General features: G+C 67.5%; 22 protein-coding genes. 12 read left to right on the top strand and 10 right to left on the bottom strand.

Going from position 1 to position 21,181, the window contains the following annotated elements; all coding sequences use genetic code 11:
* The first annotated feature begins 33 nt into the window (after window positions 1–33).
* The 8 genes from IB258_RS25215 to IB258_RS25250 all read left to right on the top strand — a co-directional run bounded on the left by IB258_RS25215 (window position 34) and on the right by IB258_RS25250 (window position 7,612).
* The gene (locus IB258_RS25215) at window positions 34–504 is read left to right on the top strand and encodes a DUF4863 family protein (protein ID WP_192353353.1); all 471 of its coding nucleotides are present in this window, start codon (window positions 34–36) and stop codon (window positions 502–504) included.
* Between the two features lie 73 nt (window positions 505–577).
* Window positions 578–2,137, top strand: a complete 1,560-nt coding sequence (locus IB258_RS25220) for a benzoate-CoA ligase family protein (protein ID WP_119450591.1) — start codon at window positions 578–580, stop codon at window positions 2,135–2,137.
* Window positions 2,134–2,958, top strand: a complete 825-nt coding sequence (locus IB258_RS25225) for an alpha/beta fold hydrolase (RefSeq protein WP_054451434.1) — start codon at window positions 2,134–2,136, stop codon at window positions 2,956–2,958. Before IB258_RS25220 ends, IB258_RS25225 begins: the two co-directional genes overlap by 4 nt.
* A 37-nt stretch (window positions 2,959–2,995) precedes the next feature.
* Window positions 2,996–4,156, top strand: a complete 1,161-nt coding sequence (locus IB258_RS25230) for an ABC transporter substrate-binding protein (protein ID WP_054451436.1) — start codon at window positions 2,996–2,998, stop codon at window positions 4,154–4,156.
* A gap of 25 nt (window positions 4,157–4,181) precedes the next feature.
* On the top strand, window positions 4,182–5,063 hold the full coding sequence (locus tag IB258_RS25235; RefSeq protein WP_042794742.1) for a branched-chain amino acid ABC transporter permease: 882 nt from the start codon (window positions 4,182–4,184) through the stop codon (window positions 5,061–5,063).
* 2 nt (window positions 5,064–5,065) lie between these two features.
* Window positions 5,066–6,148: a branched-chain amino acid ABC transporter permease gene (locus IB258_RS25240; protein WP_119450588.1), complete on the top strand. Its 1,083-nt coding sequence runs from the start codon at window positions 5,066–5,068 to the stop codon at window positions 6,146–6,148.
* Window positions 6,141–6,905, top strand: coding sequence for an ABC transporter ATP-binding protein (locus IB258_RS25245; protein WP_119450587.1), 765 nt, complete (start codon window positions 6,141–6,143; stop codon window positions 6,903–6,905). Before IB258_RS25240 ends, IB258_RS25245 begins: the two co-directional genes overlap by 8 nt.
* Window positions 6,902–7,612 (top strand): ABC transporter ATP-binding protein, encoded by a 711-nt coding sequence (locus IB258_RS25250; RefSeq protein WP_175214358.1) that lies wholly within the window; start codon window positions 6,902–6,904, stop codon window positions 7,610–7,612. Before IB258_RS25245 ends, IB258_RS25250 begins: the two co-directional genes overlap by 4 nt.
* Here the strand turns inward: IB258_RS25250 and IB258_RS25255 are convergent.
* The 7 genes from IB258_RS25255 to IB258_RS25285 form a co-directional block, all read right to left on the bottom strand.
* On the bottom strand, window positions 7,609–9,165 hold the full coding sequence (locus tag IB258_RS25255; protein ID WP_054451445.1) for an acetolactate synthase large subunit: 1,557 nt from the start codon (window positions 9,163–9,165) through the stop codon (window positions 7,609–7,611). The two genes, IB258_RS25250 and IB258_RS25255, sit on opposite strands and share 4 nt — an antisense overlap.
* 159 nt (window positions 9,166–9,324) lie before the next feature.
* Window positions 9,325–10,077, bottom strand: a complete 753-nt coding sequence (locus tag IB258_RS25260) for an amino acid ABC transporter ATP-binding protein (protein WP_054451448.1) — start codon at window positions 10,075–10,077, stop codon at window positions 9,325–9,327.
* 4 nt (window positions 10,078–10,081) lie between these two features.
* Window positions 10,082–10,774 carry an amino acid ABC transporter permease gene (locus IB258_RS25265; RefSeq protein WP_054451450.1) on the bottom strand — a complete coding sequence of 231 codons (693 nt, stop codon included), beginning with the start codon at window positions 10,772–10,774 and terminating at the stop codon, window positions 10,082–10,084.
* A gap of 30 nt (window positions 10,775–10,804) precedes the next feature.
* A complete protein-coding gene (locus IB258_RS25270) occupies window positions 10,805–11,593 on the bottom strand; it encodes an ABC transporter substrate-binding protein (protein WP_192353354.1) in 789 nt (262 codons plus the stop codon).
* A gap of 42 nt (window positions 11,594–11,635) precedes the next feature.
* On the bottom strand, window positions 11,636–12,544 hold the full coding sequence (locus IB258_RS25275) for an arginase family protein (protein WP_175181939.1): 909 nt from the start codon (window positions 12,542–12,544) through the stop codon (window positions 11,636–11,638).
* A gap of 270 nt (window positions 12,545–12,814) precedes the next feature.
* Window positions 12,815–13,681 (bottom strand): IclR family transcriptional regulator, encoded by an 867-nt coding sequence (locus IB258_RS25280; protein WP_119450585.1) that lies wholly within the window; start codon window positions 13,679–13,681, stop codon window positions 12,815–12,817.
* A gap of 119 nt (window positions 13,682–13,800) precedes the next feature.
* Window positions 13,801–14,823 carry an amino acid ABC transporter substrate-binding protein gene (locus IB258_RS25285; RefSeq protein WP_054451454.1) on the bottom strand — a complete coding sequence of 341 codons (1,023 nt, stop codon included), beginning with the start codon at window positions 14,821–14,823 and terminating at the stop codon, window positions 13,801–13,803.
* Window positions 14,824–15,160: 337 nt separating this feature from the next.
* On the opposite strand from IB258_RS25285, the gene IB258_RS25290 reads away from it, so the two are divergent.
* From IB258_RS25290 to IB258_RS25305, 4 genes are read left to right on the top strand one after another with little or no spacing between them, the layout of a single operon-like run.
* Window positions 15,161–16,162 (top strand): tripartite tricarboxylate transporter substrate binding protein, encoded by a 1,002-nt coding sequence (locus IB258_RS25290; protein WP_192353355.1) that lies wholly within the window; start codon window positions 15,161–15,163, stop codon window positions 16,160–16,162.
* Between the two features lie 17 nt (window positions 16,163–16,179).
* Entirely contained in the window at window positions 16,180–16,860 is a 681-nt protein-coding gene (locus IB258_RS25295) for a 3-oxoacid CoA-transferase subunit A (protein ID WP_054451457.1), read from the top strand.
* A gap of 26 nt (window positions 16,861–16,886) precedes the next feature.
* Window positions 16,887–17,528 carry a 3-oxoacid CoA-transferase subunit B gene (locus IB258_RS25300; RefSeq protein WP_119450584.1) on the top strand — a complete coding sequence of 214 codons (642 nt, stop codon included), beginning with the start codon at window positions 16,887–16,889 and terminating at the stop codon, window positions 17,526–17,528.
* Window positions 17,528–18,355, top strand: coding sequence for an IclR family transcriptional regulator C-terminal domain-containing protein (locus tag IB258_RS25305; protein WP_054451462.1), 828 nt, complete (start codon window positions 17,528–17,530; stop codon window positions 18,353–18,355). Before IB258_RS25300 ends, IB258_RS25305 begins: the two co-directional genes overlap by 1 nt.
* 10 nt (window positions 18,356–18,365) lie before the next feature.
* Here the strand turns inward: IB258_RS25305 and IB258_RS25310 are convergent, their stop codons facing one another.
* Genes IB258_RS25310 through purE form a run of 3 tightly spaced genes read right to left on the bottom strand, consistent with a single transcriptional unit; the run spans window position 18,366 to window position 21,148 of the window.
* Window positions 18,366–19,418 (bottom strand): L-threonylcarbamoyladenylate synthase, encoded by a 1,053-nt coding sequence (locus IB258_RS25310; RefSeq protein ID WP_054451464.1) that lies wholly within the window; start codon window positions 19,416–19,418, stop codon window positions 18,366–18,368.
* A 12-nt stretch (window positions 19,419–19,430) separates the two neighbouring features.
* Window positions 19,431–20,621: a 5-(carboxyamino)imidazole ribonucleotide synthase gene (locus tag IB258_RS25315; RefSeq protein ID WP_192353356.1), complete on the bottom strand. Its 1,191-nt coding sequence runs from the start codon at window positions 20,619–20,621 to the stop codon at window positions 19,431–19,433.
* A gap of 5 nt (window positions 20,622–20,626) precedes the next feature.
* Window positions 20,627–21,148 (bottom strand): 5-(carboxyamino)imidazole ribonucleotide mutase, encoded by a 522-nt coding sequence (gene purE / locus IB258_RS25320; protein ID WP_054451468.1) that lies wholly within the window; start codon window positions 21,146–21,148, stop codon window positions 20,627–20,629.
* Window positions 21,149–21,181 lie beyond the last annotated feature (33 nt).

The raw sequence follows: 21,181 nt of genomic DNA on the forward strand, positions 1-21,181 counted from the left end.
TCTGAAGCGCCGACAGTGTAAAGGAGGAGCCCGGTGAGTACGCCTGATCAATTCCATGCCCTGATGCGCGAGGTCACGCGCCTGACGCAAGGCCAGCCGCTGGACGCGGCGCTGCAGGAAAGCCTGAACCGCGAGGCCGGCCCGCAAAGCGCCCTGTTCCAGGAGATCTACGCCACCTGTAGGCAGGGCGTGGCCGAGGGCTGGATGTGCAGCCGGGAAGGCGGCGGCATCCGCTACGGCCGCGTCATCAAGCCCGCGCCAGACCTGGCGGACTGCTCGGTGGACGTAGTGGACATGAACAATCTTGCCGGCCCGCACCACGCGCACCCCAATGGCGAGATCGACATGATCATGCCGCTGACCGAGGGCGCCCGCTTCGACGGCCACGGCGCCGGCTGGCTGGTCTACGGCCCCGGCAGCGCGCACAGCCCGACCGTGAGCGGCGGCCGCGCGCTGGTGCTGTATCTGCTGCCGGGCGGCGCCATCGAATTCACGCGCACCTGAGAGGCCCCGCCCCACCCGCCGCCAGAAAAACACACACAGCGCGGCTCCCCCCACAGGACATCAGGAGACAACCGTGAACGCCTGTCCCGACGAACTCAACTTCGCCAGCCACCTGGCGGCGCTCAATGCGCCGCGCGCCGCCAAGCCGGCCTACATCGACGACACGCGCCAGATCAGCTACGGCGAACTGGCGGAGCGGGTGGCGCGCATGGCCGGCGCGCTGCGCCAGCTGGGCCTGCGGCGCGAGGAGCGCATCCTGCTGCTGATGCAGGACACTGTCGACTGGCCGGTGGTATTCCTGGGCGCGCTGCATGCGGGCGTGGTGCCGGTGGCCGTGAACACCCTGCTTACCGCCGATGACTACGCTTACATCATTGGCCACAGCCGCGTGCGCGCCGTGTTCGTATCGGGCGCCTTGCTGCCGGTGGTGCAGACCGCGCTGGGGCAGGCCGCCGCCGATGTCGAACACCTGGTGGTTTCCCAGCCCGCCGGCCCCTTACCCGAAGGCGGGCGCGAATTCGAATCGCTGCTGGCCGCCGCCCCGCTCGCGCCAGCGGCGCGCACCCTGTCCGACGAGATCGCTTTCTGGCTGTATTCGTCCGGCTCCACCGGCAAACCCAAAGGCGTGGTCCACACCCATGGCAACCTGTGGCACACGGCCGAACTCTATGCCAAGCCCGTGCTCGGCATCCGCGAGGACGACGTGGTGTTCTCGGCCGCCAAGCTGTTCTTCGCCTACGGCCTGGGCAATGGCCTGACCTTCCCCCTGTCCGTGGGCGCGACCGTCATCCTGATGGGCGAACGCCCCACGCCGCAAGCGGTCTTCAAACGCCTGACGCAGCATCGGCCTACCGTGTTCTACGGCGTGCCCACGCTGTACGCCAGCATGCTGGCCTCGCCCGACCTGCCGGCGCGCGAACAGGTCGCCATGCGCATCTGCACGTCCGCCGGCGAAGCGTTGCCGCGCGACATCGGCGAACGCTACACGCGCCACTTCGGCTGCGAGATCCTGGACGGCATCGGCTCCACTGAGATGCTGCACATCTTCATCTCCAACCAGACCGGGCAGCTGCGCTACGGCACCACCGGCAAGCCCGTGCCGGGCTATGAAGTGCAGTTGCGCGACGAGAACGGCGCCCCGGTGCCGCCCGGCGCCATCGGCGACCTCTACATCAAAGGCCCCAGCGCAGCCCTGATGTACTGGAACAACCGCGACAAGACGCGCCAGTGCTTCCTGGGCGACTGGCTCAAGAGCGGCGACAAGTACACCTGCGACGCGGACGGCTACTACACCTATGCCGGGCGCAGCGACGACATGATCAAGGTCAGCGGCCAGTACGTGTCGCCAGTGGAGGTCGAGAACATCCTGGTGCAGCACGAGGCTGTGCTGGAAGCGGCCGTGATCGGCGTGCCGGACCACGACGGGCTGGTCAAGACCAAGGCCTACGTGGTGCTGCGTCCCGGCTTCGAGCCCGACGCGCAGACCGGGGCTGCGCTGCAGAATTACGTGAAGCAGCATCTGGCGCCGTTCAAGTATCCGCGCCAGATCAATTTCACGGAAGAACTGCCCAAGACGGCCACCGGGAAGATACAGCGCTTCCGCCTGCGCCAATTGGAAGAGGCCACGCTATGAGCGCCTGCGCCGTGGCCGAGACCGTGTTTGCCGAGTTTCATGCCGGCGGCCGGGATCTGCGCCTGGAATACCAGTGGATAGGGTCCGACAGCCCCGGCGCCCCGTTGCTGGTCTTCCTGCACGAAGGACTGGGGTCCGTATCCATGTGGAAGGACTGGCCCGAGCGCGTCTGTGCAGCAGCCGGGTGCCGCGGACTGGTGTATTCGCGCTACGGCTACGGGCAATCGACGCCCCGGCCGCCAGCAGAAAAGCGGCCGGTGGATTTCATGCACATCGAGGCGCGCGAGGTGCTGCCCGCGCTGTTGATCGCGCTGGGCGTGGACGCCCGGCGCGACAAGCCGGTGCTGTTCGGCCACAGCGACGGCGGCTCCATCGCCCTGCTGTATGCGGCCATGCATCCCGACGCGGTGGCCGGCGTGGTCGCCGCCGCGCCCCATATCCTGGTCGAAGACGTGTCGGTCGCCAGCATCGCGCAGGCGCGCCAGGCCTATCTGGACACGGACCTGCGCGCCCGGCTGGGGCGCTATCACGCGGACCCGGATTCGGCGTTCTGGGGCTGGAACGACATCTGGCTGGACCCGGCTTTCCGCCGCTGGAACCTGGACGAATACCTGCCCCGCATCGCCTGCCCCGTGCTTGCCATCCAGGGCGTGGACGACGAATACGGCAGCTTGGCGCAGATACGCGGCATACGCCGGCTCGCGCCCCAGACCGAACTGCTGGAACTGCCCGACTGCGGCCACTCGGCGCACAAGGACCAGCCAGCCCGCGTTATCCAGGCCGTCGCCAGCTTTATCGGCGGCCTGGAAAAACCCCGCTGACCACTGCGTCGGCCCATAACAAGCACGGAGACTAACCATGAACCACGCCCTGACCCGGGCTGCGCTCGCCGCGGCTCTGACGCTCGCCGCCACCGGCGCCCAGGCCGCCGACAAGATCAAGGTCGGCTTCATGCTGCCCTACAGCGGCACCTACGCCGCGCTGGGCAACGCCATCGAGAACGGCTTCAAGCTGTACGTCGCCGAACAAGGCGGCAAGCTGGGCGGACGCGAGATCGAATACTTCAAGGTGGACGACGAGTCCAACCCCGCCAAGGCCGCCGAAAATGCCAACCGCCTGATCAAGCGCGACCAGGTGGACGTGTTGATCGGCACCGTGCACTCGGGCGTGGCGATGGCGCTGGCCAAGGCCGCCAAGGACGCCGACACCACGCTGATCGTGACCAATGCGGGCGCCAACGCCATCACCGGCCCGCTGTGCGGCCCGGGCATCTTCCGCACCTCGTTCACCAATTGGCAGCCGGCGTACGCCATGGGTCCGGTGGCCTTTGCCAAGGGCCACAAGACGGCAGTCACCATCACCTGGAAGTATGCGGCCGGCGACGAAGCCATCGGCGGCTTCAAGGAAGGCTTCGAGAAGGCCGGCGGCAAGGTCGTGAAGGAACTGAGCCTGCCGTTTCCCAACGTGGAATTCCAGCCGCTGCTGACCGAGATCGCGGCGCTCAAGCCCGACATGGTGTTCACGTTCTTCGCGGGCGGCGGCGCCGTGAAATTCGTGCAGGATTATTACGCCGCAGGCCTGGGCAAGACCATCCCGCTGTACGGCTCGGGCTTCCTGACCGACGGCACGCTGGAGGCCCAGGGCGCTTCGGCGCAAGGCCTGCTGACCACCCTGCACTATGCCGACGGCCTGAACACGCCTCGCGACAACGCCTTCCGCGCCGACTACAGCAAAGCCTACAAGGCGCAGCCCGACGTCTACGCGGTGCAGGGCTATGACGCGGCGCAGCTGATGCAGTCGGGCCTGGCCGCGGTCAAGGGCGACTTCGCCAAGAAGGAAGACTTCCGCAAGGCCATGCGCGGCGCCACGGTGGACAGCCCGCGCGGCCCCTTCACGCTGTCCAGCGCGGGCAACCCGGTGCAGGACATCTACCTGCGCCGCGTCGACGGGCTGGAGAACAAGGTCGTGGATATCGCCGTGAAGAAGCTGGCCGACCCGGCCCGCGGCTGCAAGCTCTGACCGCAATCCGCCACAGGGAGGCCCCATGGACATCAGCATCCTGCTCATCCAGAGCCTGAACGCTTTCCAGTACGGCTTGCTGCTGTTCCTGGTGGCCAGCGGACTCACGCTGATCTTCGGCATCATGGGCATCATCAATCTTGCCCACGGCAGTTTCTACATGATCGGCGCCTACATGGCGTTCGCGCTGGGACCGGCCGTCGACCGCTGGCTGGGCGGCGGCTTCCTGGCCACGCTGGCGGTCTGCGTGCTGGCCGCCGGCGCCCTGGGCTATCTGCTGGAGGCCGCCTTTTTCAGCTACCTGTACAAGCGCAACCACTTGCAGCAGGTGCTGATGACCTACGGCCTGATCCTGGTCTTCGAAGAACTGCGCAGCATCCTGGTGGGCAACGACGTGCACGGCGTGCCCCTGCCTGCCTGGCTGCAGGGCAGCATCGCGCTGGGCGACGTCATGACCTATCCGGTCTACCGGCTGTTCATTTCCGCCGTCGGCATCGCGGTGGCGCTGTTGCTGTACTGGGTCATCACGCGCACGCGGCTGGGCATGATGCTGCGGGCCGGCGCCAGCAACCGCGAGATGATCGGATCGCTGGGCATAGACATCAACAAGCTCTACCGCCTGGTGTTCGCGGCAGGCGTGGCGCTGGCGGCGCTGGCAGGCAGCATCGCCGCGCCGGTGTCCTCGGTCTATCCCGGCATGGGCAACGGCGTACTCATCATCTGCTTCGTGGTGGTGGTGATCGGCGGCATCGGCTCGATCCGTGGCGCCTTCCTGGCCGCGATGCTGGTGGGCGTGGTGGAAACCTTCGGCCAGGTGCTGTTCCCGTCCGCGGCGGGCGTGCTGGTGTACCTGCTGATGGCCTTCATACTTCTTTGCAAGCCCGAAGGGCTGTTCAAGCAGGGCTGACCATGTTGAACCGACTCTTGCCCATTGCGGCGCTGCTGGCGCTGGCCGCTTTCTCCTGGAGCGGCAGCGACTACTACACCGGCCTGGCGATCAAGATCATGATCTATGGAATCTTCGCGCTCAGCCTGCAGCTGCTGGTGGGCGGCGCGGGACTGGTCAGCCTGGGCCACGCCGCCTTCTTCGGCATCGGCGCCTACGTCGCGGCGCTGCTGTCGCCGGAATCCGAAGCCGCCGGCCTGTGGTGGCTGCTGCCGGCCGCCCTGCTCGCCGCCGCGGCCTATGCGTTGGCGACCGGCGCGCTGGCGCTGCGCACCCGCGGCGTGTACTTCATCATGGTCACGCTGGCCTTCTCGCAGATGGCCTACTACGTGTTCCACGACACCAAGATCGGCGGCGGCAGCGACGGCATCTACCTGTACTTCCGGCCCGAACTGTCCCTGGGCGGCTGGCTGCCGTTCGACCTGGGCGATGCCCGGACCTTCTACTTCTTCGTGCTCGCCTGCCTGGCGCTGACCTGGGGCTTCCTGGCGCTGCTGCGGCGCTCGCCTTTCGGCGCCGCGCTCGCCGGCATCCGCATCAACGAACAGCGCATGCGCGCGGCCGGCTACTCGACCTATCCCTACAAGCTGGCCGCCTATGTCATCGGCGCCACGCTGGCCAGCCTGGCGGGCTTTCTGTTCGCGCTGAAGGACGGCTTCGTCACGCCCGAGCTGCTGGCCTGGGAACAATCGGGCCTGGTGCTGCTGATGGTGATCCTGGGCGGCATGGGCAGCCTGGGCGGCGCGGTGCTGGGCACTGTGGCGCTGGTGCTGATGCAGGAACTGTTCCAGTCGCAGGAGATTTTTGGCGAATACGCGCGCCACTGGCACCTGCCGCTGGGCGTGGCCATCATCGCGCTGGTGGCCTTGCTGCCCAACGGCCTGGCCGGGCTGCCGGCTCAGCTGCGCCAGCGCCGCGCGGCGCACGTTGCCGCCCCCGGCCTGGACGCCGACACCGCCCGCGCCGCGCCCAAACCGGATGCCGCGCATTCCAGCCGTCAGCAGGCCCCCGCCCGCCTGCCCATCCAGGGAGAGCCCCATGTCTGATGTCCTGCTGGCCGCAAGCGCGGTCACGCGCCGCTTCGGCGGCCTGACGGCGGTGAACGGCGTGTCGCTGGAATTGCAGCGCGGCCAGGTCCACGCCGTCATCGGCACCAACGGCGCAGGCAAGTCCACGCTGATCAACATCCTGTCGGGCGAACTCGCGCCCAGCAGCGGCCAAGTGATGCTGGCCGGCCGCGACATCACGGCCTGGCGCCAGCCCGACCGGGCGCGCGCGGGCCTGGGCCGCAGCTACCAGCGGTCCACCATCTTTCCCGAACTGAGCGTGTTCGAAAACTGCAGGCTGGCCGCCCAGGCTCGCCGCCAGCGCTTCTGGCACTGGTGGCGGTCCGCCGCCGAATGCCGCCACAGCGCGGAGCTTGCGCGTCACGCGCTGGAGCGCACCGGCCTGGCGGACGACGCCGCGCGCGACGCCGGGCTGCTGCCGCATGGCCGCAAGCGCCAGCTTGAGATCGCCATGTGCCTGGCTGGCGAACCGCAGGTGCTGCTGTTGGACGAACCCCTGGCCGGCATGGGCCCCGAGGAAACCGACCGCATCCTGGAGCTGCTGGAAGCGCTCAAGCCCGGCCACGCAATCCTGCTGGTGGAACACGACATGGACGCGGTCTTCCGCGTCGCCGAAACCATTACCGTCATGGTCAACGGCGCCGCCATCGCCAGCGGCACGCCAGACGCGATCCGCGCCAACCCCGACGTGCGCACCGCCTACCTGGGCGAAGACAGCCATGGAGCCAGCGTATGACCGCTTTGATCGAAGCAGGCGGCCTGCACGTTTACTACGGCGCCAGCCATGTGCTGCGCGGCATCGACATGCATATCGCGCCCGGAGAATCCGTAGGCCTGGTGGGGCGCAACGGCATGGGCAAGACCACGCTGATCCGCAGCCTGATGGGCCATGTCAGAAGCGCCCAGGGCAGCGTGCGCGTGGACGGGCGCGACTGCACCCGTGCGCAGCCCCACGCCATCGCCCGCATGGGCGTGGCCTATGTACCCGAAGGGCGCGGCATCTTTCCCAACCTGAACGTGCGCGAGAACCTGCAGGTGGCAGCGCGCGCCGGCCGCGACGGCCGCCAGGACTGGACCTACGCGCGCGTGCTGGAGGTGTTTCCGCGCCTGCGGGAACGCCTGGGCCATGGCGGCCAGCAGCTATCGGGGGGCGAGCAGCAGATGCTGGCCATCGGCCGGGCGCTGATGACCAATCCCGAACTGCTGATCCTGGACGAAGCCACCGAGGGCCTGGCCCCGCTGATCGTGGCCGAGATCTGGAAAATCATCCGCCAGATCCGCTCCAGCGGCATGTCCACGCTGATCGTGGACCGCAATTACCGGGCGGTGCTGGAACACACCGACCGCTGCCTGGTGATGGAAAAAGGCCAGATCGTGCAGGACGGCGACAGCGCGTCGCTGGCCCGGCAGCCCGAGCAGTTGACGCGCTATCTGGGGGTTTAGATCACCGCTTCAATCAGGAACGGGCCGCGGCGCTTCAGGCCTTCCTGCAGCGCGCGCGCGAAGCCTTCCACCGTATCCACGCTGACCGCTTCCACGCCCATGCCGCGCGCCAGATGCGTCCAGTCCAGGTACGGTTCTTCCAGATCCAGCATGCGGCGGGCGTTGCGCCCGGGTTCCTGCACGCCCACGTTCTTCATCTCGCCGTGCAGGGTGGCGTAGGAACGGTTGGCCAGGATCACGGTCAGACAATCCAGGTTCTCGCGCGCCTGCGTCCATAGCGCCTGCAAGGTGTACATGCCGCTGCCGTCTGCCTGCAGGGTGACGACCTTGCGGTCCGGGCAGGCGACGGCAGCGCCGGTCGCCAGCGGCAGGCCGATGCCGATGGCGCCGCCCGTCAGCATGAGCCAATCGTGCGGCGCGCTGTTGACGCTGTAGAGCGGGAATTCGCGGCCCTGGGTGATGGACTCGTCGCAGACGATGGCCTGCTCCGGCAGATGGTGCGCGACCAGGATGTTGACGGCGGCGCCAGTCAACTTGCCGGACTGCGGCACCTCGTAGTTGGCGGGGGCAGCGGCCAGGCGCGGCGCGTCCTGGGCGATGCCGAGCTCGTCGGCCAGCCACTCCAGCGCATGCGCCAGGTCCTGCTCGGGCGTGCCCAGCACCACCTGCTTGCAGTCGGGCGGCGCCAGCAGGCTGGGCTTGCCAGGATAGGCAAAGAAGCCGACCGGCGCTTTCGCGCCCACCAGCACCAGATGGCGCACGTCCTTCAGCTTGGCCACCGCCAGGTCGATCGGATACGGCAGGCGGTCCACCGGCGTGCGCGAGCCGCCGCGCTCGATGCGGCGGTTGGAGGTTTCCGACACCAGCCGCACGCCGGTGGCGCGCGCGATACGGCCGGCGGCGTTCAGCGCGCGTTCACGCAGCGCGGAACCGCCCAGCATCAGCGTCGTGACTTCGCCCGAGCGGATCGCGGCAACCGCCGCGCGCACCGCGTCGGCCGAGGTCTGGGCCAAGGCCTCGCTCTTGGCCAGCACCGGCGCGGTGTTTTCCGGCAAGTCCGTCCAGGCCGCGTCGGCGGGCAGGATCAGCGTGGCGATGTTGCCCGGCGAGCGGCGCGCCACGCCCACGGCCTCAGCGGCGTCCGCGGACAGGTCGGCGGCCTTGGTGGTGCGCTTGACCCAATGCGACATCGGGCGCGCGACGCCTTCGACGTCGCTGGTCAGCGGCGCGTCGTACTGGACGTGATAGGTGGCGTGGTCGCCCACGATGTTGACCATGGGCGTGCGGGCGCGCTTGGCGTTGTGCAGGTTGGCCAGCCCGTTGCCCAGGCCCGGGCCCAGGTGCAGCAGCGTCGCGGCAGGCTTGTCGGCCATGCGCGCGTAGCCGTCGGCCGCGCCGGTCACCACGCCTTCGAACAGGCCCAGCACGCAGCGCATCTTCGGCTTGCGATCCAATGCCGCGACAAAGTGCATTTCGGATGTGCCGGGGTTCGCGAAGCAAACATCCACGTCGTTGGCCAGCAAGGTATCGCAAAGACTATCAGCGCCGTTCATCGTTTTTCCCTGATCATTTTCCATTGGCGGTGCATGGGCGCATGCGCGCCCGCGTGACATGCATGATAGGTAGCGTAGCCGAAACCGGCTAGAGCCATTTCAGGCCGCCGTCATGGAACCATTCCACAGGTTCCGCCAAACGGAATTTGAAAGGCCCGATCAACCCAGTATCTGCCCCAGGAAGGCCTGCGCGCGTTCGGTGCGCGGCGCGCGGAAGAAATTGTCCGGCGTGTCGGCCTCGACGATGGCGCCCTGGTCCATGAAGACCACGCGGTCGCCGACCTCGCGCGCGAAACCCATTTCATGCGTCACGCACACCATGGTCATGCCGTCGCGCGCCAACGCCACCATGGTGTCCAGCACTTCCTTGACCATCTCGGGGTCCAGCGCGGATGTGGGCTCGTCGAACAGCATGATCTTGGGCCGCATGCACAGCGCCCGCGCAATCGCCACGCGCTGCTTCTGCCCGCCGGACAGCTGGCCCGGGTACTTGGAGGCGTGCTGCGGAATCTTGACGCGCTCCAGGTATTCCATGGCGCGGGCCTCGGCTTCCTCGCGCGGCACGCCCTTCACCAGCATCGGCGCCAGCGTGCAATTGTCCAGCACGGTCAGGTGCGGAAACAGGTTGAAGTGCTGGAACACCATGCCGACCTCGGCGCGGATGCGCTCGATGTTCTTCAGGTCGTCGTTCAGCTCGATGCCGTCGACGACGATGCGGCCTTGCTGGTGTTCCTCGAGCCTGTTCAAGAGCCGGATGGTGGTGGACTTGCCGGAGCCGGACGGCCCGCACAGGATCAGCTTTTCGCCTGGCAACACCTCCAGCGCCAGCTCGTCCAGCACCTTGAAGTCGCCATACCATTTGCATACGCCCTGCATCGTGATGATAGGGGCGGCGTAGTTCAATCCATCCATCGCATCAGGCCTTGGAAATGTCATGGTTTTCGCCCGCGCCACTCCAGTAGCCCGGCACGGTCAGGCGCTTTTCGGAACGGCGGAACACGTAGGACAGCACGCTGCACATGGCGAAGTAGATGACGCCCACCATGGTGTAGACGGTCAGCGCCTGGAAGGTGGCGCCCGCCAGCATTTCGCCCGCGCGCATCAATTCGTAAACGCTGATGACGGCCACCAGCGAGGTTTCCTTGATCAGCACCAGCGCGTAGTTGCCCAGCGCCGGGAACACCGTGCGCAAGGCCTGCGGCAGCACGATGCGGCGCAGCCGCTGCACCTTGCCCAGGCCCAGCGCGCGCGCAGCCTCGTACTGGCCGCTGTCCACCGACTGGATGCCGCTGCGGAAGAGTTCGGCCAGATAGGCGCCGAAGTTCAGCGTCAGGCCCAACACGCCGGCAACGAAACCGTTGATGACCACGCCCATCTCAGGCAGGCCGTAGTAGATGTAGAACAGCTGCAGCAGCAGCGGCGTGCCGCGTATCACGTCGATGTAGAAACGCGCGCCGCGGCTGAGCAGCCGCGACGGCGACAGGCGGCACAGACAGACGACCAGGCCCAGGGCCACCGCCAGGAATGCCGAAGAGAAAAACAGCGCCAGGGTCCAGACCGTGCCCTCGGCGAGGGGGGTCAGGTACATGCGCAGGGTCGCGAGATCCAAGTCGTACTCCTTATCCGTGCCGGTGCGGCGTCACTTGCTCATCAGGTCGGCCACGCCCCACTTCTGCCCGATGGCGGCGAGCTCGCCGTTCTGTTTCATCTTCGCCAGCGCGCCGTTGACCGCCTCCAGCAACGCGGCGTTGCCCTTCTGCACCGCCATGCCCACCTGCCACTTGCGCTGCGGCTGATAGCCCGTGTCCAGCTTCACGCCGGGGATGTTCTTGGTCTTGATCTGGTAGATGATGCTGGGCGGATCCACGATGCCGAGGTCGATGCGGCCGGCGCGCACGTCGGCCAGCAGCGTGGAATAGTCCTGGTACGTCGAAACCTTGGTGCCGGGCATGTCCTTGATCATGTTGAACTGCACCGAGTCCACCAGCACGCCTACGCGCTGGCCCTTCATGTCTTCGAACTTGGCGTACTTCTTGTCGGCCTTGTCGCTGACCACGATGCCCTCGCCCCATTCATAGACCGGCGCCGAGAAGTCGATGGCGCGGGCGCGTTCCTCGGTGATGAAGAGCGGCGCGGACATCACGTCGGCGCGGCCCGAGGTCAGCGTGGGAATCAGGCCGGAGAACGGCACGTCGGACAGCTTGTCCGACACCTTCAGGTGCTTGGCCACGGCCGCGGCCACGTCCACCATGATGCCCTCCAGCTGGTTCGACTTCGGATTCTTGAAGCCGTGCGGCGGCGCGGACGCCGTGGTGACGACGTTCAGGCTCTGGTCCGCGCGGATCTCGTCCAGCGTGCGCGCCTGAGCGCCGCCCTGGGCCAGCAGGCCGGCTACAGCCAGGCCCAGCAGAATGGATTTGAGTTTCATCGTTTTCCCCTTGGATGAATTGGTTGGCGTGGCGCTGCCGGCTCAGGCCGGACGCCCCTGCGGATACTGCTGCACCGCTACCGCCGCCAGCGCGCAGAATTCCTGCATGACGGTGGCTGCCAGGAAGGCCGTGGCCCCCTGCACGTCTTGCGGCGGCGACACGGTGTTCACGTCGAACGCCACGAAGTTCAGGCCCGCGAGCTGGCGCAGCAGCGCCAGCCCTTCCTTGGCCGTAAGTCCGCCCCACTCCGGCGTGCACACGCCCGGCGCGCAGGAAGGATCGAAGATGTCCATGTCGAAGCACAGGTACACGGGCCGCTGGCCGATGCGCTGCTTGATGTTGGCCAGCGCGCCCTTCTGGTCCTGGTCGAAGTCGTCATAGGGCAGGATCGTGTAGCCGACCTCGCGCCCGAACTCCAACACGCCCGGCATGAAGGAACTGCCGCGCGTGCCCACGTGAAAGCTGGAGGCCACGTCCAGCAGCCCTTCTTCGGCGGCACGCGTGAAGGTGGTGGCGGTGTTGTAGCCGGGGATGGGATAGGTGTCGGTGTGCGAATCGAAATGCAGCACCACGAAATCCGGATGGCGGCGCGCCACGGCGCGCAGCTGCGGCAAGGTGACCGCGCCATCACCTCCCATGGAAATCGGAATGGCGCCCGAATCCAGGATGGCGCCTATGCCGGCCTCGATCAGCGGATAGGAGGCGTCCGGATCGCCCGGATGGCAGGCCACATTGCCCACGTCGATGGCGCGCAGGAACTCCGGCGGGTTGTCGATGCCGTGGCGCCGGAAGATATCCACCGGCCGCAGCAGCCTGGACTGCTCGCGGATCGCGTCCGGCCCCTGGCGCGATCCGACCCGGAACGGATGCGTGCCGCAATCGAAGGGAATGCCGACCACGCAGGCGCGCGCCGCGCCCATGCCCGCGGCGCGGACGGCAGGCAGGCCCATGAACCCGGCGACGGGATGAAAACAGACTTCGGCTGGCTGCTGCACAACTCGGCTCCTGGGTGACGACCGTTGCCCTGGATAAGGCTGGGATCACTATTTAGATTCAATCAAATCGCTGTGCGATATGATCGTGTCGAAATAAGAGTAGCGTGCGTACAAGCATCCGGCCAATTAGGGAGTTTCCCCTAATCAGCAGTTTTATATCCGACTAAATTAGTATGAATAACGAACGCGCGTGGTCGGCGCGTCCGGGACCCGGGCCTCCTGGAATCAGGCCTCGTCGCCCGCGAACGGCATCGCGTCGCGCAGGGCGCCGCCCGGCGGCTCCATTTCATAGAAGGGGCGCGACCGCCCCAGCGTGCGCGACGCGCTGATGGCGTGCGCCGTTTCCACCACTTGCGGACCGAACACAGCCTGTGCCTGCTCGAACGACCAGCGGCTGGACGGCACCGATACGTTGACCGCGCCTACCGGCGTGCCACCGGCATCCAGCACCGCGGCGCTGACCGTGATGTCGCCCGGATAGAACTCGCCGTTGGAGCGCGCATAGCCGTGCCTGCGGGCAAACTCCAGCTCGGCCAGGAGCTCGTCCATGCTTGTGATGGTGGCGGCCGTGTAGGCCTTGCGGTCGCACCGTTCCAGGAGACCGCGCGCGACCGCGGGATCCAGCCTGGCCAGCACCGCCCGGCCCGCCGCCGTGCAGTACAGCGGCAGGCGCATGCCCACCGGCATGTTCACGAACATTTCCTTGTGGGTGGCAAAGCGCGCCACGTACACCATGTCCAGACCGTCGGGCTCGGCCAGGCTGCAGGTTTCCTGGCTGTTGCGGTTGAGCGTGTGCAGGAAAGGATTGCCGCCCAGCACCAGCGGGCTGGTCTGCACGTACTTCATGCCCAGCTCCAGCGACCAGGGCCCCAGCGAGAACTTCTTGCTCAAGGGGTCCTTGCGCAGATAGCCCAGCGTCCACAGCGTGTGGGTGAAGCGCTGCACCGAACTCTTGCTCAGTCCGGTCGCTTCGGCCAGCTCCGGCAAGGTCATGGCGGGCTGCCCCTCGCTGAAGGCCCGCAGGACGGAGACGCCGCGCGCCAGCGCGGCGATGAACAGTGGGGAATCCTCGGCGTTTCGGGTCTGCGTCATGGCGCGTGGGCCGTCCAGTGGAAAGCGCATAGCGTACCGCAATACGGTGCAGACGTATCGCGTGGCGATGCCATAAAAAAACGGCCCGGAAATCCGGGCCGTCCTGGCTGGCGCGAATCTTAGCGGATCGGCCAGGGATACATGGCGCCGCCCTTGTTCCACAACGCATTGGTGCCGCGCTGCAAGCCGAGCTTGCTGTCCTTGCCCACGTTGCGCTCGAACACTTCGCTGTAGTTGCCCACTGCCTTGATGGCGTTGTAGGCCCACTTCTCATCCAGCCCCATGTTCTTGCCCGCCCCCGGCGTCACGCCCAGGATGCGGGCGATGTTGGGGTTGTTGCTCTTCAACATTTCGTCGACGTTCTTCTGGGTGATGCCGTATTCCTCGGCCTCCATCAGCGCGAACAGCGTCCAACGCACGATGCCCAGCCAGTTCTCGTCGCCCTGGCGCACCATGGGACCCAGCGGCTCCTTGGAGAAGCGTTCCGGCAGGATCTCGTAGTCGTCCGGCTTGGCGACCTGGGTGGCGCGCACCGCGGCCAGTTGCGAGGCGTCGTCGGTGAAGGCGTCGCAGCGGCCCGATTCGAAGGCGCGCACGACCTCGGTCACCTTGTCGATCACCACCGGCTTGAATTCGATGTTGTTGGTGCGGAACCAGTCGGCCAGGTTGAGCTCGGTGGTGGTGCCGGGCTGCACGCAGACCGTGGCGCCGTTAAGTTCCTTGGCGCTCTTGACGCCCAGCTTCTTGCTCACCAGGATGCCCTGGCCGTCGTAGAAGCTGGCCGCCACGGCCGCCAGGCCCAGCGACGTGTCGCGGGTCTGCGTCAGCGTGACGGTGCGCAGCAGCACGTCCACCTCGCCCGATTGCAGCGCCGTGAAGCGTTGCTGGGTGGACAGCGGCGTGCCCTTGAATTTGGTCGGATCACCGAACACCGCCGCCGCGACCGCGCGGCAGATGTCCACGTCCATGCCTTCCCATTCGCCCTTGCTGTTGGTCGCCGAAAAGCCGGATACGCCGTCGGTCAGGCCGCACTGCACGAATCCTTTTTTCTTCACGGCATCGAGGGTGGGTCCCGCCACCGCCGCCTGGGATGCGCAAGCCAGGGCCAAGGCGCCGGCTGCAAACAAGATGGACCGCTTCATGATCACTTCTCCTGAGTATGGATGCCGCGCCGGCTTGTAAGCCGACTGCGGTTGAAACCGAGCCCTGCCTTACTGGGCCGGCCGCCAGATTAAGCCATGTCCACGGCGTGAACAACGCGAAGGCGCCTAGTGGAAACCCGGAGGACGGGGCGCGATTCCTGAAGGTTGCAGACCTGTCCGGTGAACGAACTTTATCCGCCCGCCAGACCGCGATGGCCGCTTGCCTTGGTGCCATACTTTTTTCGCGTCCCGGGCCCGCCGCTGCCGGCGCCGCGATCTCTCAAAAAATAACGGCCGCGACTACGCGAGCGGCCGATTCATGGAGGAGACCCAACCCATGACCCATGCAAGCCACTTGCAGTCCCGCCGCAGCACCCTCAAATCCCTGCTGGGCACGGCCCTGGCGGCCGCCGGCCTGGCCGCCGGCGCTGGCGTTCACGCCGCAGACGACTGGCCCAGCAAGCCGATCAAAGTCATCGTGCCGTACACGCCGGGTGGCTCGACCGATATCGTCACGCGCATCGTGATGGACAAGCTCGGCCCGCGCCTGAAGCAGACCATCATCATCGAGAACCGCCCCGGCGCCAACAGCAGCGTGGGGGCCGCCATCGCCGCGAAGGCGGAGCCGGACGGCTACACCTTTCTTTCCATCCTGCCCGCCTACATCATCAATTTCCATCTATACAAACTGGGCTACAAGCCCGCCGACCTGACGCCCGTGGTGCAGATGGCGGACCTGCCCCTGTTCCTGTTCGTGGCCGAAGACATTCCCGTGAAGACGGTGGCCGAACTGGTCGACTATGCCCGCAAGAATCCGGACAAGCTCACCTATGCCTCCAGCGGCAACGGTTCCAGCGCGCACCTGACCGGCGCGGACTTCGCGCTGCAAAGCAAGATCACCATGACGCACGTGGCCTACAAAGGCAGCGCCCCCATCCTGGCGGACCTGCTGGGCGGCCGCGTGTCCATGGTCTTCGATCCGATCCTCGTGCCCATGCAGTACGTCAAGCAGAACCGGCTGAAGGCGCTGGCGTTCACCGGCAAGCAGCGCTGGCCGACCGAGCCCTCGATCCCGACCATGGAAGAAGCCGGCCTGCCCGGCTTCGTCACCGGTTCGTGGGCGGGCCTGATGGCGCCGGCCGGCACGCCCACGCAGGTCATCGACCGCATGGCGCGCGAGATCAGCGAGATCGTCAAGGAGCCCGACGTCAGGCAGAAATTCCTGGACGCGGGCTTCCTGCCGGTCAGCGGCACCACCGCGCAATTCGCCGACCTGATGAAGACGGACTCGACGCGCTACGCCGGGATCATCAAGCAGGCGCGTATCACCGTGGACTGAAAGCGCAGGAGCCCCGCATGATCGACAAGTTCTACGACACTCCCGAGACCGCCGTTGCGGACGTCCACGACGGCGCCACCGTGCTGATCAGCGGCTTCGGCGGCGCCGGCATGCCCACCGAACTGATCCACGCTCTGATCGCGCAGGGCGCGCGCGAGCTCACCGTGGTCAGCAACAACGCCGGCAACCACGAAACCGGCCTGGCGGCGTTGATCAAGGCCGGGCGCGTGCGCAAGGTGATCTGCTCGTTTCCCAAGGCGTCGCACTCCTGGGTCTTCGACGAGTTCTACCGCCAGGGCCGCATCGAACTGGAATGCGTGCCGCAAGGCACCATCGCCGAACGCCTGCGGGCGGCCGGCGCCGGCCTGGGCGGGTTCTACACGCCCACGGCCTATGGCACCGAACTGGCGCGCGGGAAGGAAACGCGCATGATCAACGGCCGCGGCCACGTCTTCGAACATCCCTTGCATGGCGACTTCGCGCTGGTGAAGGCCGACCTGGCTGATCGCTGGGGCAACCTCACCTACAACAAGAGCGCGCGCAACTTCGGTCCCGTCATGTGCATGGCGGCCAGGACCGCCATCGTGCAGGTGCGCGCCAAGGTCGCCTTGGGCGAACTCTCGCCAGAGGCCGTGGTGACGCCGGGCATCTTCGTCACGCGCGTCACCCAGGTGGCCAACGCCGCCTTTTCCAGCTAGGGCTGGCCGAATCCCAAGGAGTCCGCATGTTCCAACCCTTGACCCGAGAGGCCATGGCGCGCCGCCTGGCCCAGGACATACCCGACGGCAGCTATGTCAACCTGGGCATCGGCATGCCTGTGCTGGTGGCCGCGCATCTGCCGGCCGGCCGCGAGATCGTGCTGCACAGCGAAAACGGCATCCTGGGCATGGGTCCGCCGCCCGCCGAAGCCGACATCAACCTGGACCTGATCAACGCCGGCAAGCAGCCCGTGACCCTGCTGGAAGGCGGCGCGTATTTCCATCACGCCGATTCGTTCGCGATGATGCGCGGCGGCCACCTGGACATCTGCGTCATGGGCGGCATGCAGGTCGCCGCCAACGGCGACCTGGCCAACTGGTCGCTGGCCAAGCCGGGGGAAGCGCCGGCCGTGGGCGGCGCGATGGACCTGGCGGTGGGCGCGCGCAGCGTCTACATCATGATGGAACACAACAGCAAAAGCGGCGAGCCCAAGATCGTCGAACGCTGCACATATCCGCTGACGGGCGCCGGCGTAGTGGACCGCATCTATACCGACCTGGCCGTCATCGAGGTCACGCCGGACGGGCTGCTGGTTCGGGATATGATCGACGGCATGACCCTCTCAGCCCTCCAGGCGCGCACCGGCGCGCCATTGCGCGCAGCCTGATGCGGCCCAATCTTCCGCCGCCCGGCTACGCCGCGCCGCTCGCGGCGGAAGACCATCCCGACCAGCTGCGCGGCGATCCGGATTACATGCTGACGCTGGCGCGCGGGCTGCATGTGATCCGCGCCTTCGGCACCCGCCGCCATCCGCAGACCGCGGCCGAACTGAGCCGCCGCGCCGGCTTGCCGCGCGCCGTGGTACAGCGCTGCCTGCACACGCTGATCCTGTTGGGCATCGCCGAACAGCACGGCAGGCTCTATGTACTGACCCCGCGCATCCTGGGCCTGGGCTACGCCTATTTCTCGTCCACGCCCTTTGTGTCGCTGGCGCAGCCGGTGCTGGAAGAACTCAGCGCCACGATCAACGAGACCTGCGCGCTGGCCATCATGGAAGGCCACGAGATGCTGTACCTGGCGCGTTCCGAGGTGACCCGCCTGCTGGCGACCTCGATGGGGCTGGGCAGCAGGCTGCCGGCGTACTGCACCTCGATCGGCCGGGTGCTGCTGGCGCAATTGCCTGAACCCGCGCTGGCCCGCTACTTCGCCGCGACCGAGCTTCAGCCGTACACGGAATTCACGCTGGTCACCGAGGACAAGCTGCGCGCCGAACTCGCGCGCATCCGCGAGCAGGACTACGCCGTCGTCGACCAGGAACTGGAACTGAACGTGCGCGCCATCTCCGTGGCGGTGCGCTCGGCCAGCGGCAAGGCCTGCGGCGCGGTCAACGTCAGTGTCAAGGCGGCGCGGGTGCCGCTGAACCGGCTGACGGAGGAGTTCCTGCCGCCGTTGCGGCAGGCGGTGGAGCGGATCGGGGAGTTCCTGGCGGCCTGAAGCGCAAGGCCTACAGGTCCGTCGTATCCAGCGTGAAGGCAGCGGCGGCGCGGCCGATGCGGTCGTTGACCGCGTGCCAGTCATCGGTGGCAGGCGGCGCCTGCACGATGATGCGCGCATAACCCTGCTTGTCCAGGTCGCGCAGCAGGCCGTAAAGGGCCTGCGCATAACGCGCCGGATCGGCTGGCACGCCCTGCCACTGCACCCGCCCGTCAAGCGCATCGGGGCGATCGCCGTAGGCGACCACCACGACCTTGCCTTCGGGCAGGCCCTGCCCCTGCACCACGTCCCGCAGGCGTGCGTCGGAAGCCAGCTCCAGCGCCGTGCGCGGCGCGTAGTGCGCCTTCAGCGTGCCCGATGCCCTGGGCGCGGCGGCGTCGGGCGCGAAGACCTGCACGCCCAGCACGGCCTCGATCTGCGCGGCGCTGATGTGGCCGGGACGCAGCAGCACGGGGCCTGCGCCGCGGTCCAGGCGCGACAGGTCAAGGATGGTGGACTCGATGCCCACTTCCGAGGCGCCCCCTTCCAGCACCGGCATGCCGGCCGCGACTTCCTCGGGGAACTCGCTGCGCACGTGCTCGGCGCGCGTCGGCGACACCTGGCCGAACTTGTTGGCAGATGGCGCCGCGACGCCGCCCTGCCCGTTGGGCTTGCCCGCGGCAAAAGCCGCCAGCAGCGCCTGCGCCACCGGATGCGAGGGGCAGCGGATGCCGATGCTGTCCTGGCCGCCGCTGACCGTGTCGACGATGTGCGGCGCGCGCTTGAGAATCAACGTGAGCGGACCGGGCCAGAAGGCGTCGATCAGCAGGCGCGCCTCTTGCGGCACTTCCGCCGCCCAGTACGACAGATCGCCTTGCGGCGCGATGTGCACAATGACAGGATGGTTGGAAGGCCGGCCCTTGGCGGCGTAGATCTTGGCGACCGCTTGCGGGTTTTCCGCGTCCGCGCCCAGGCCGTAGACGGTCTCGGTGGGAAATGCGGCCAGCTCGCCGTCCAGCATGCGCTGGGCGGCGTGGGCGATCTCCGCGGCGGTGGCGGACGCTGACGGGGACAAGGAAGTCATGGAATCCGCGCTTTACTCGGGAGCCTGCATGCCCAGCGCCGCCGCCACGCGGGCGGCGTCGTCGCGAGCCTGCTGCAGGGTGGGCGCCACGATCGTGATGTGGCCCATCTTGCGGCCACGGCGCGCTTCGCGCTTGCCGTACAGGTGCAGCTTGGCGGTTGGCACGGCCAGCGCGGCGGCCCAATCGGGTTCGCGCTGCGCCGTGGCGGTGGCCGACGGATACCAGATGTCGCCCAGGATGTTCAGCATGACGGCGGGCGCCAGCAGGTCGGAGCCGCCCAGCGGCAGGCCGGCCATGGCGCGCGCCTGCTGCTCGAACTGGCTGCTGAGGCAGGCATCCATGGTGTAGTGGCCGCTGTTGTGCGGGCGCGGCGCGATCTCGTTGACGATCAGGCTGCCGTCCTTGAGCACGAAGAATTCCACGCACAGCACGCCGTGGTAGCCCAACCCCTGCGCGATGGCTTGCGCGGCCTGCGTCGCGCGGGCCTGCCTTTCGGCATGGGCTGCGTCCTGCTGCACCGGCGCCGCGGTCGACACCGCCAGGATGCCGTCGCGGTGCACGTTGCGCGCCACCGGGAACACCACGCTCGCGCCATCGAAGCCGCGCGCCAGCACCACGGAAATTTCGTAGTCCAGCGGCATCAGCGCTTCCAGCACGCAGGCCACGCCGCCGAATTCGGCGAAGGCCGCCAGCGCTTCCTCGCGCGTGTTGATGCGGGCCTGGCCCTTGCCGTCGTAACCCAGGCGCGCGACTTTCAGGATGCCCGGAAACACCCCTTGGGGCGCTGCGCGCAGGTCGGCTTCGCTGCGGATCGCGGCGTGCGGCGCGACAGCAATGCCTTGCGAGGCAATGAACGTCTTTTCGGCGATGCGGTCCTGCACGATGGCCACGGCGTCTCCGGCCGGGCTGACGCGGCAGCGCGTGGCCAGCGTGCGCAGGCTGTCCGCGGGCACGTTCTCGAACTCGGTGGTGACGGCCTGACAGGTCTGGGCCAGGCGCTCGAGGCCGGCCTCGTCGTCATAGGCGGCCTGGATGTGCAGGTCGGCCACCATGCCCGCCGGGCATTCGGCGGCCGGATCCAGCACCGCGACCTTGTAGCCCAGGCTCTGGGCCGCGTGGCAGAACATGCGGCCCAGTTGGCCGCCGCCCAGCAATCCCAGCCAGCCGCCGGGAGCAATCATGAAAGCAGTCGATTGAGTCATTCTGATCAGGCCTCGGGCGGAACCTTCATGTCGCGCGCGGCTTGCGTCTGGCGGGCGCGGAACGCCACCAGCTTCTTGTGCAAGCCCGCGTCCGTGCCGGCCAGGGTAGCGATCAGGTGCAGCGCGGCATTGGCCGCGCCGGCTTCGCCGATCGCGAAAGTGGCCACCGGCACGCCCTTGGGCATTTGCACGATGGACAGCAGCGAATCCTCGCCGCGCAGGTACTTGGAGGGCACCGGCACGCCGAACACCGGCACTTCGGTCAGGGCGGCCATCATGCCCGGCAGGTGCGCCGCGCCGCCGGCGCCGGCGATGATGCCGCGCAGGCCGCGGGCATGCGCCGCCGCGCCGTACTCGGCCATGTCCTGCGGCATGCGGTGCGCGGAGATCACGCGCGCCTCATGGGGAACGCCAAAATCCTCCAGCATCGTGACCGCGTGCTTCATGACCTCCCAATCGCTGGAAGAACCCATAATCACGCCCACCACGGGGGTGGCCTCTGCCGCTGCGGAAGTCTTGGCTGTCATAACCGGTGTCGTAGAGTTGAGACCGCGGCGCAG

It is taken from the genome of Achromobacter sp. ACM02, from assembly GCF_014851605.1.
In the GTDB taxonomy this organism is placed as follows: Bacteria; Pseudomonadota; Gammaproteobacteria; order Burkholderiales; family Burkholderiaceae_B; genus Achromobacter; species Achromobacter aegrifaciens.

Bases quoted from the DNA above. Each gene is read 5' to 3' on its own strand.
- IB258_RS25275 (WP_175181939.1), bottom strand. From the start codon at position 12,544: ATGGGCCTGCCTGCCGTCCGCGCCGCGGGCATGGGCGCGGCGCGCGCC.
- IB258_RS25300 (WP_119450584.1), top strand. From the start codon at position 16,887: ATGTTCCAACCCTTGACCCGAGAGGCCATGGCGCGCCGCCTGGCCCAG.
- IB258_RS25235 (WP_042794742.1), top strand. From the start codon at position 4,182: ATGGACATCAGCATCCTGCTCATCCAGAGCCTGAACGCTTTCCAGTAC.
- IB258_RS25260 (WP_054451448.1), bottom strand. From the start codon at position 10,077: ATGGATGGATTGAACTACGCCGCCCCTATCATCACGATGCAGGGCGTA.
- purE (WP_054451468.1), bottom strand. From the start codon at position 21,148: ATGACAGCCAAGACTTCCGCAGCGGCAGAGGCCACCCCCGTGGTGGGC.
- IB258_RS25315 (WP_192353356.1), bottom strand. From the start codon at position 20,621: ATGACTCAATCGACTGCTTTCATGATTGCTCCCGGCGGCTGGCTGGGA.
- IB258_RS25240 (WP_119450588.1), top strand. From the start codon at position 5,066: ATGTTGAACCGACTCTTGCCCATTGCGGCGCTGCTGGCGCTGGCCGCT.
- IB258_RS25285 (WP_054451454.1), bottom strand. From the start codon at position 14,823: ATGAAGCGGTCCATCTTGTTTGCAGCCGGCGCCTTGGCCCTGGCTTGC.
- IB258_RS25245 (WP_119450587.1), top strand. From the start codon at position 6,141: ATGTCTGATGTCCTGCTGGCCGCAAGCGCGGTCACGCGCCGCTTCGGC.
- IB258_RS25270 (WP_192353354.1), bottom strand. From the start codon at position 11,593: ATGAAACTCAAATCCATTCTGCTGGGCCTGGCTGTAGCCGGCCTGCTG.
- IB258_RS25310 (WP_054451464.1), bottom strand. From the start codon at position 19,418: ATGACTTCCTTGTCCCCGTCAGCGTCCGCCACCGCCGCGGAGATCGCC.
- IB258_RS25305 (WP_054451462.1), top strand. From the start codon at position 17,528: ATGCGGCCCAATCTTCCGCCGCCCGGCTACGCCGCGCCGCTCGCGGCG.
- IB258_RS25255 (WP_054451445.1), bottom strand. From the start codon at position 9,165: ATGAACGGCGCTGATAGTCTTTGCGATACCTTGCTGGCCAACGACGTG.
- IB258_RS25230 (WP_054451436.1), top strand. From the start codon at position 2,996: ATGAACCACGCCCTGACCCGGGCTGCGCTCGCCGCGGCTCTGACGCTC.
- IB258_RS25225 (WP_054451434.1), top strand. From the start codon at position 2,134: ATGAGCGCCTGCGCCGTGGCCGAGACCGTGTTTGCCGAGTTTCATGCC.
- IB258_RS25295 (WP_054451457.1), top strand. From the start codon at position 16,180: ATGATCGACAAGTTCTACGACACTCCCGAGACCGCCGTTGCGGACGTC.
- IB258_RS25290 (WP_192353355.1), top strand. From the start codon at position 15,161: ATGACCCATGCAAGCCACTTGCAGTCCCGCCGCAGCACCCTCAAATCC.
- IB258_RS25250 (WP_175214358.1), top strand. From the start codon at position 6,902: ATGACCGCTTTGATCGAAGCAGGCGGCCTGCACGTTTACTACGGCGCC.
- IB258_RS25280 (WP_119450585.1), bottom strand. From the start codon at position 13,681: ATGACGCAGACCCGAAACGCCGAGGATTCCCCACTGTTCATCGCCGCG.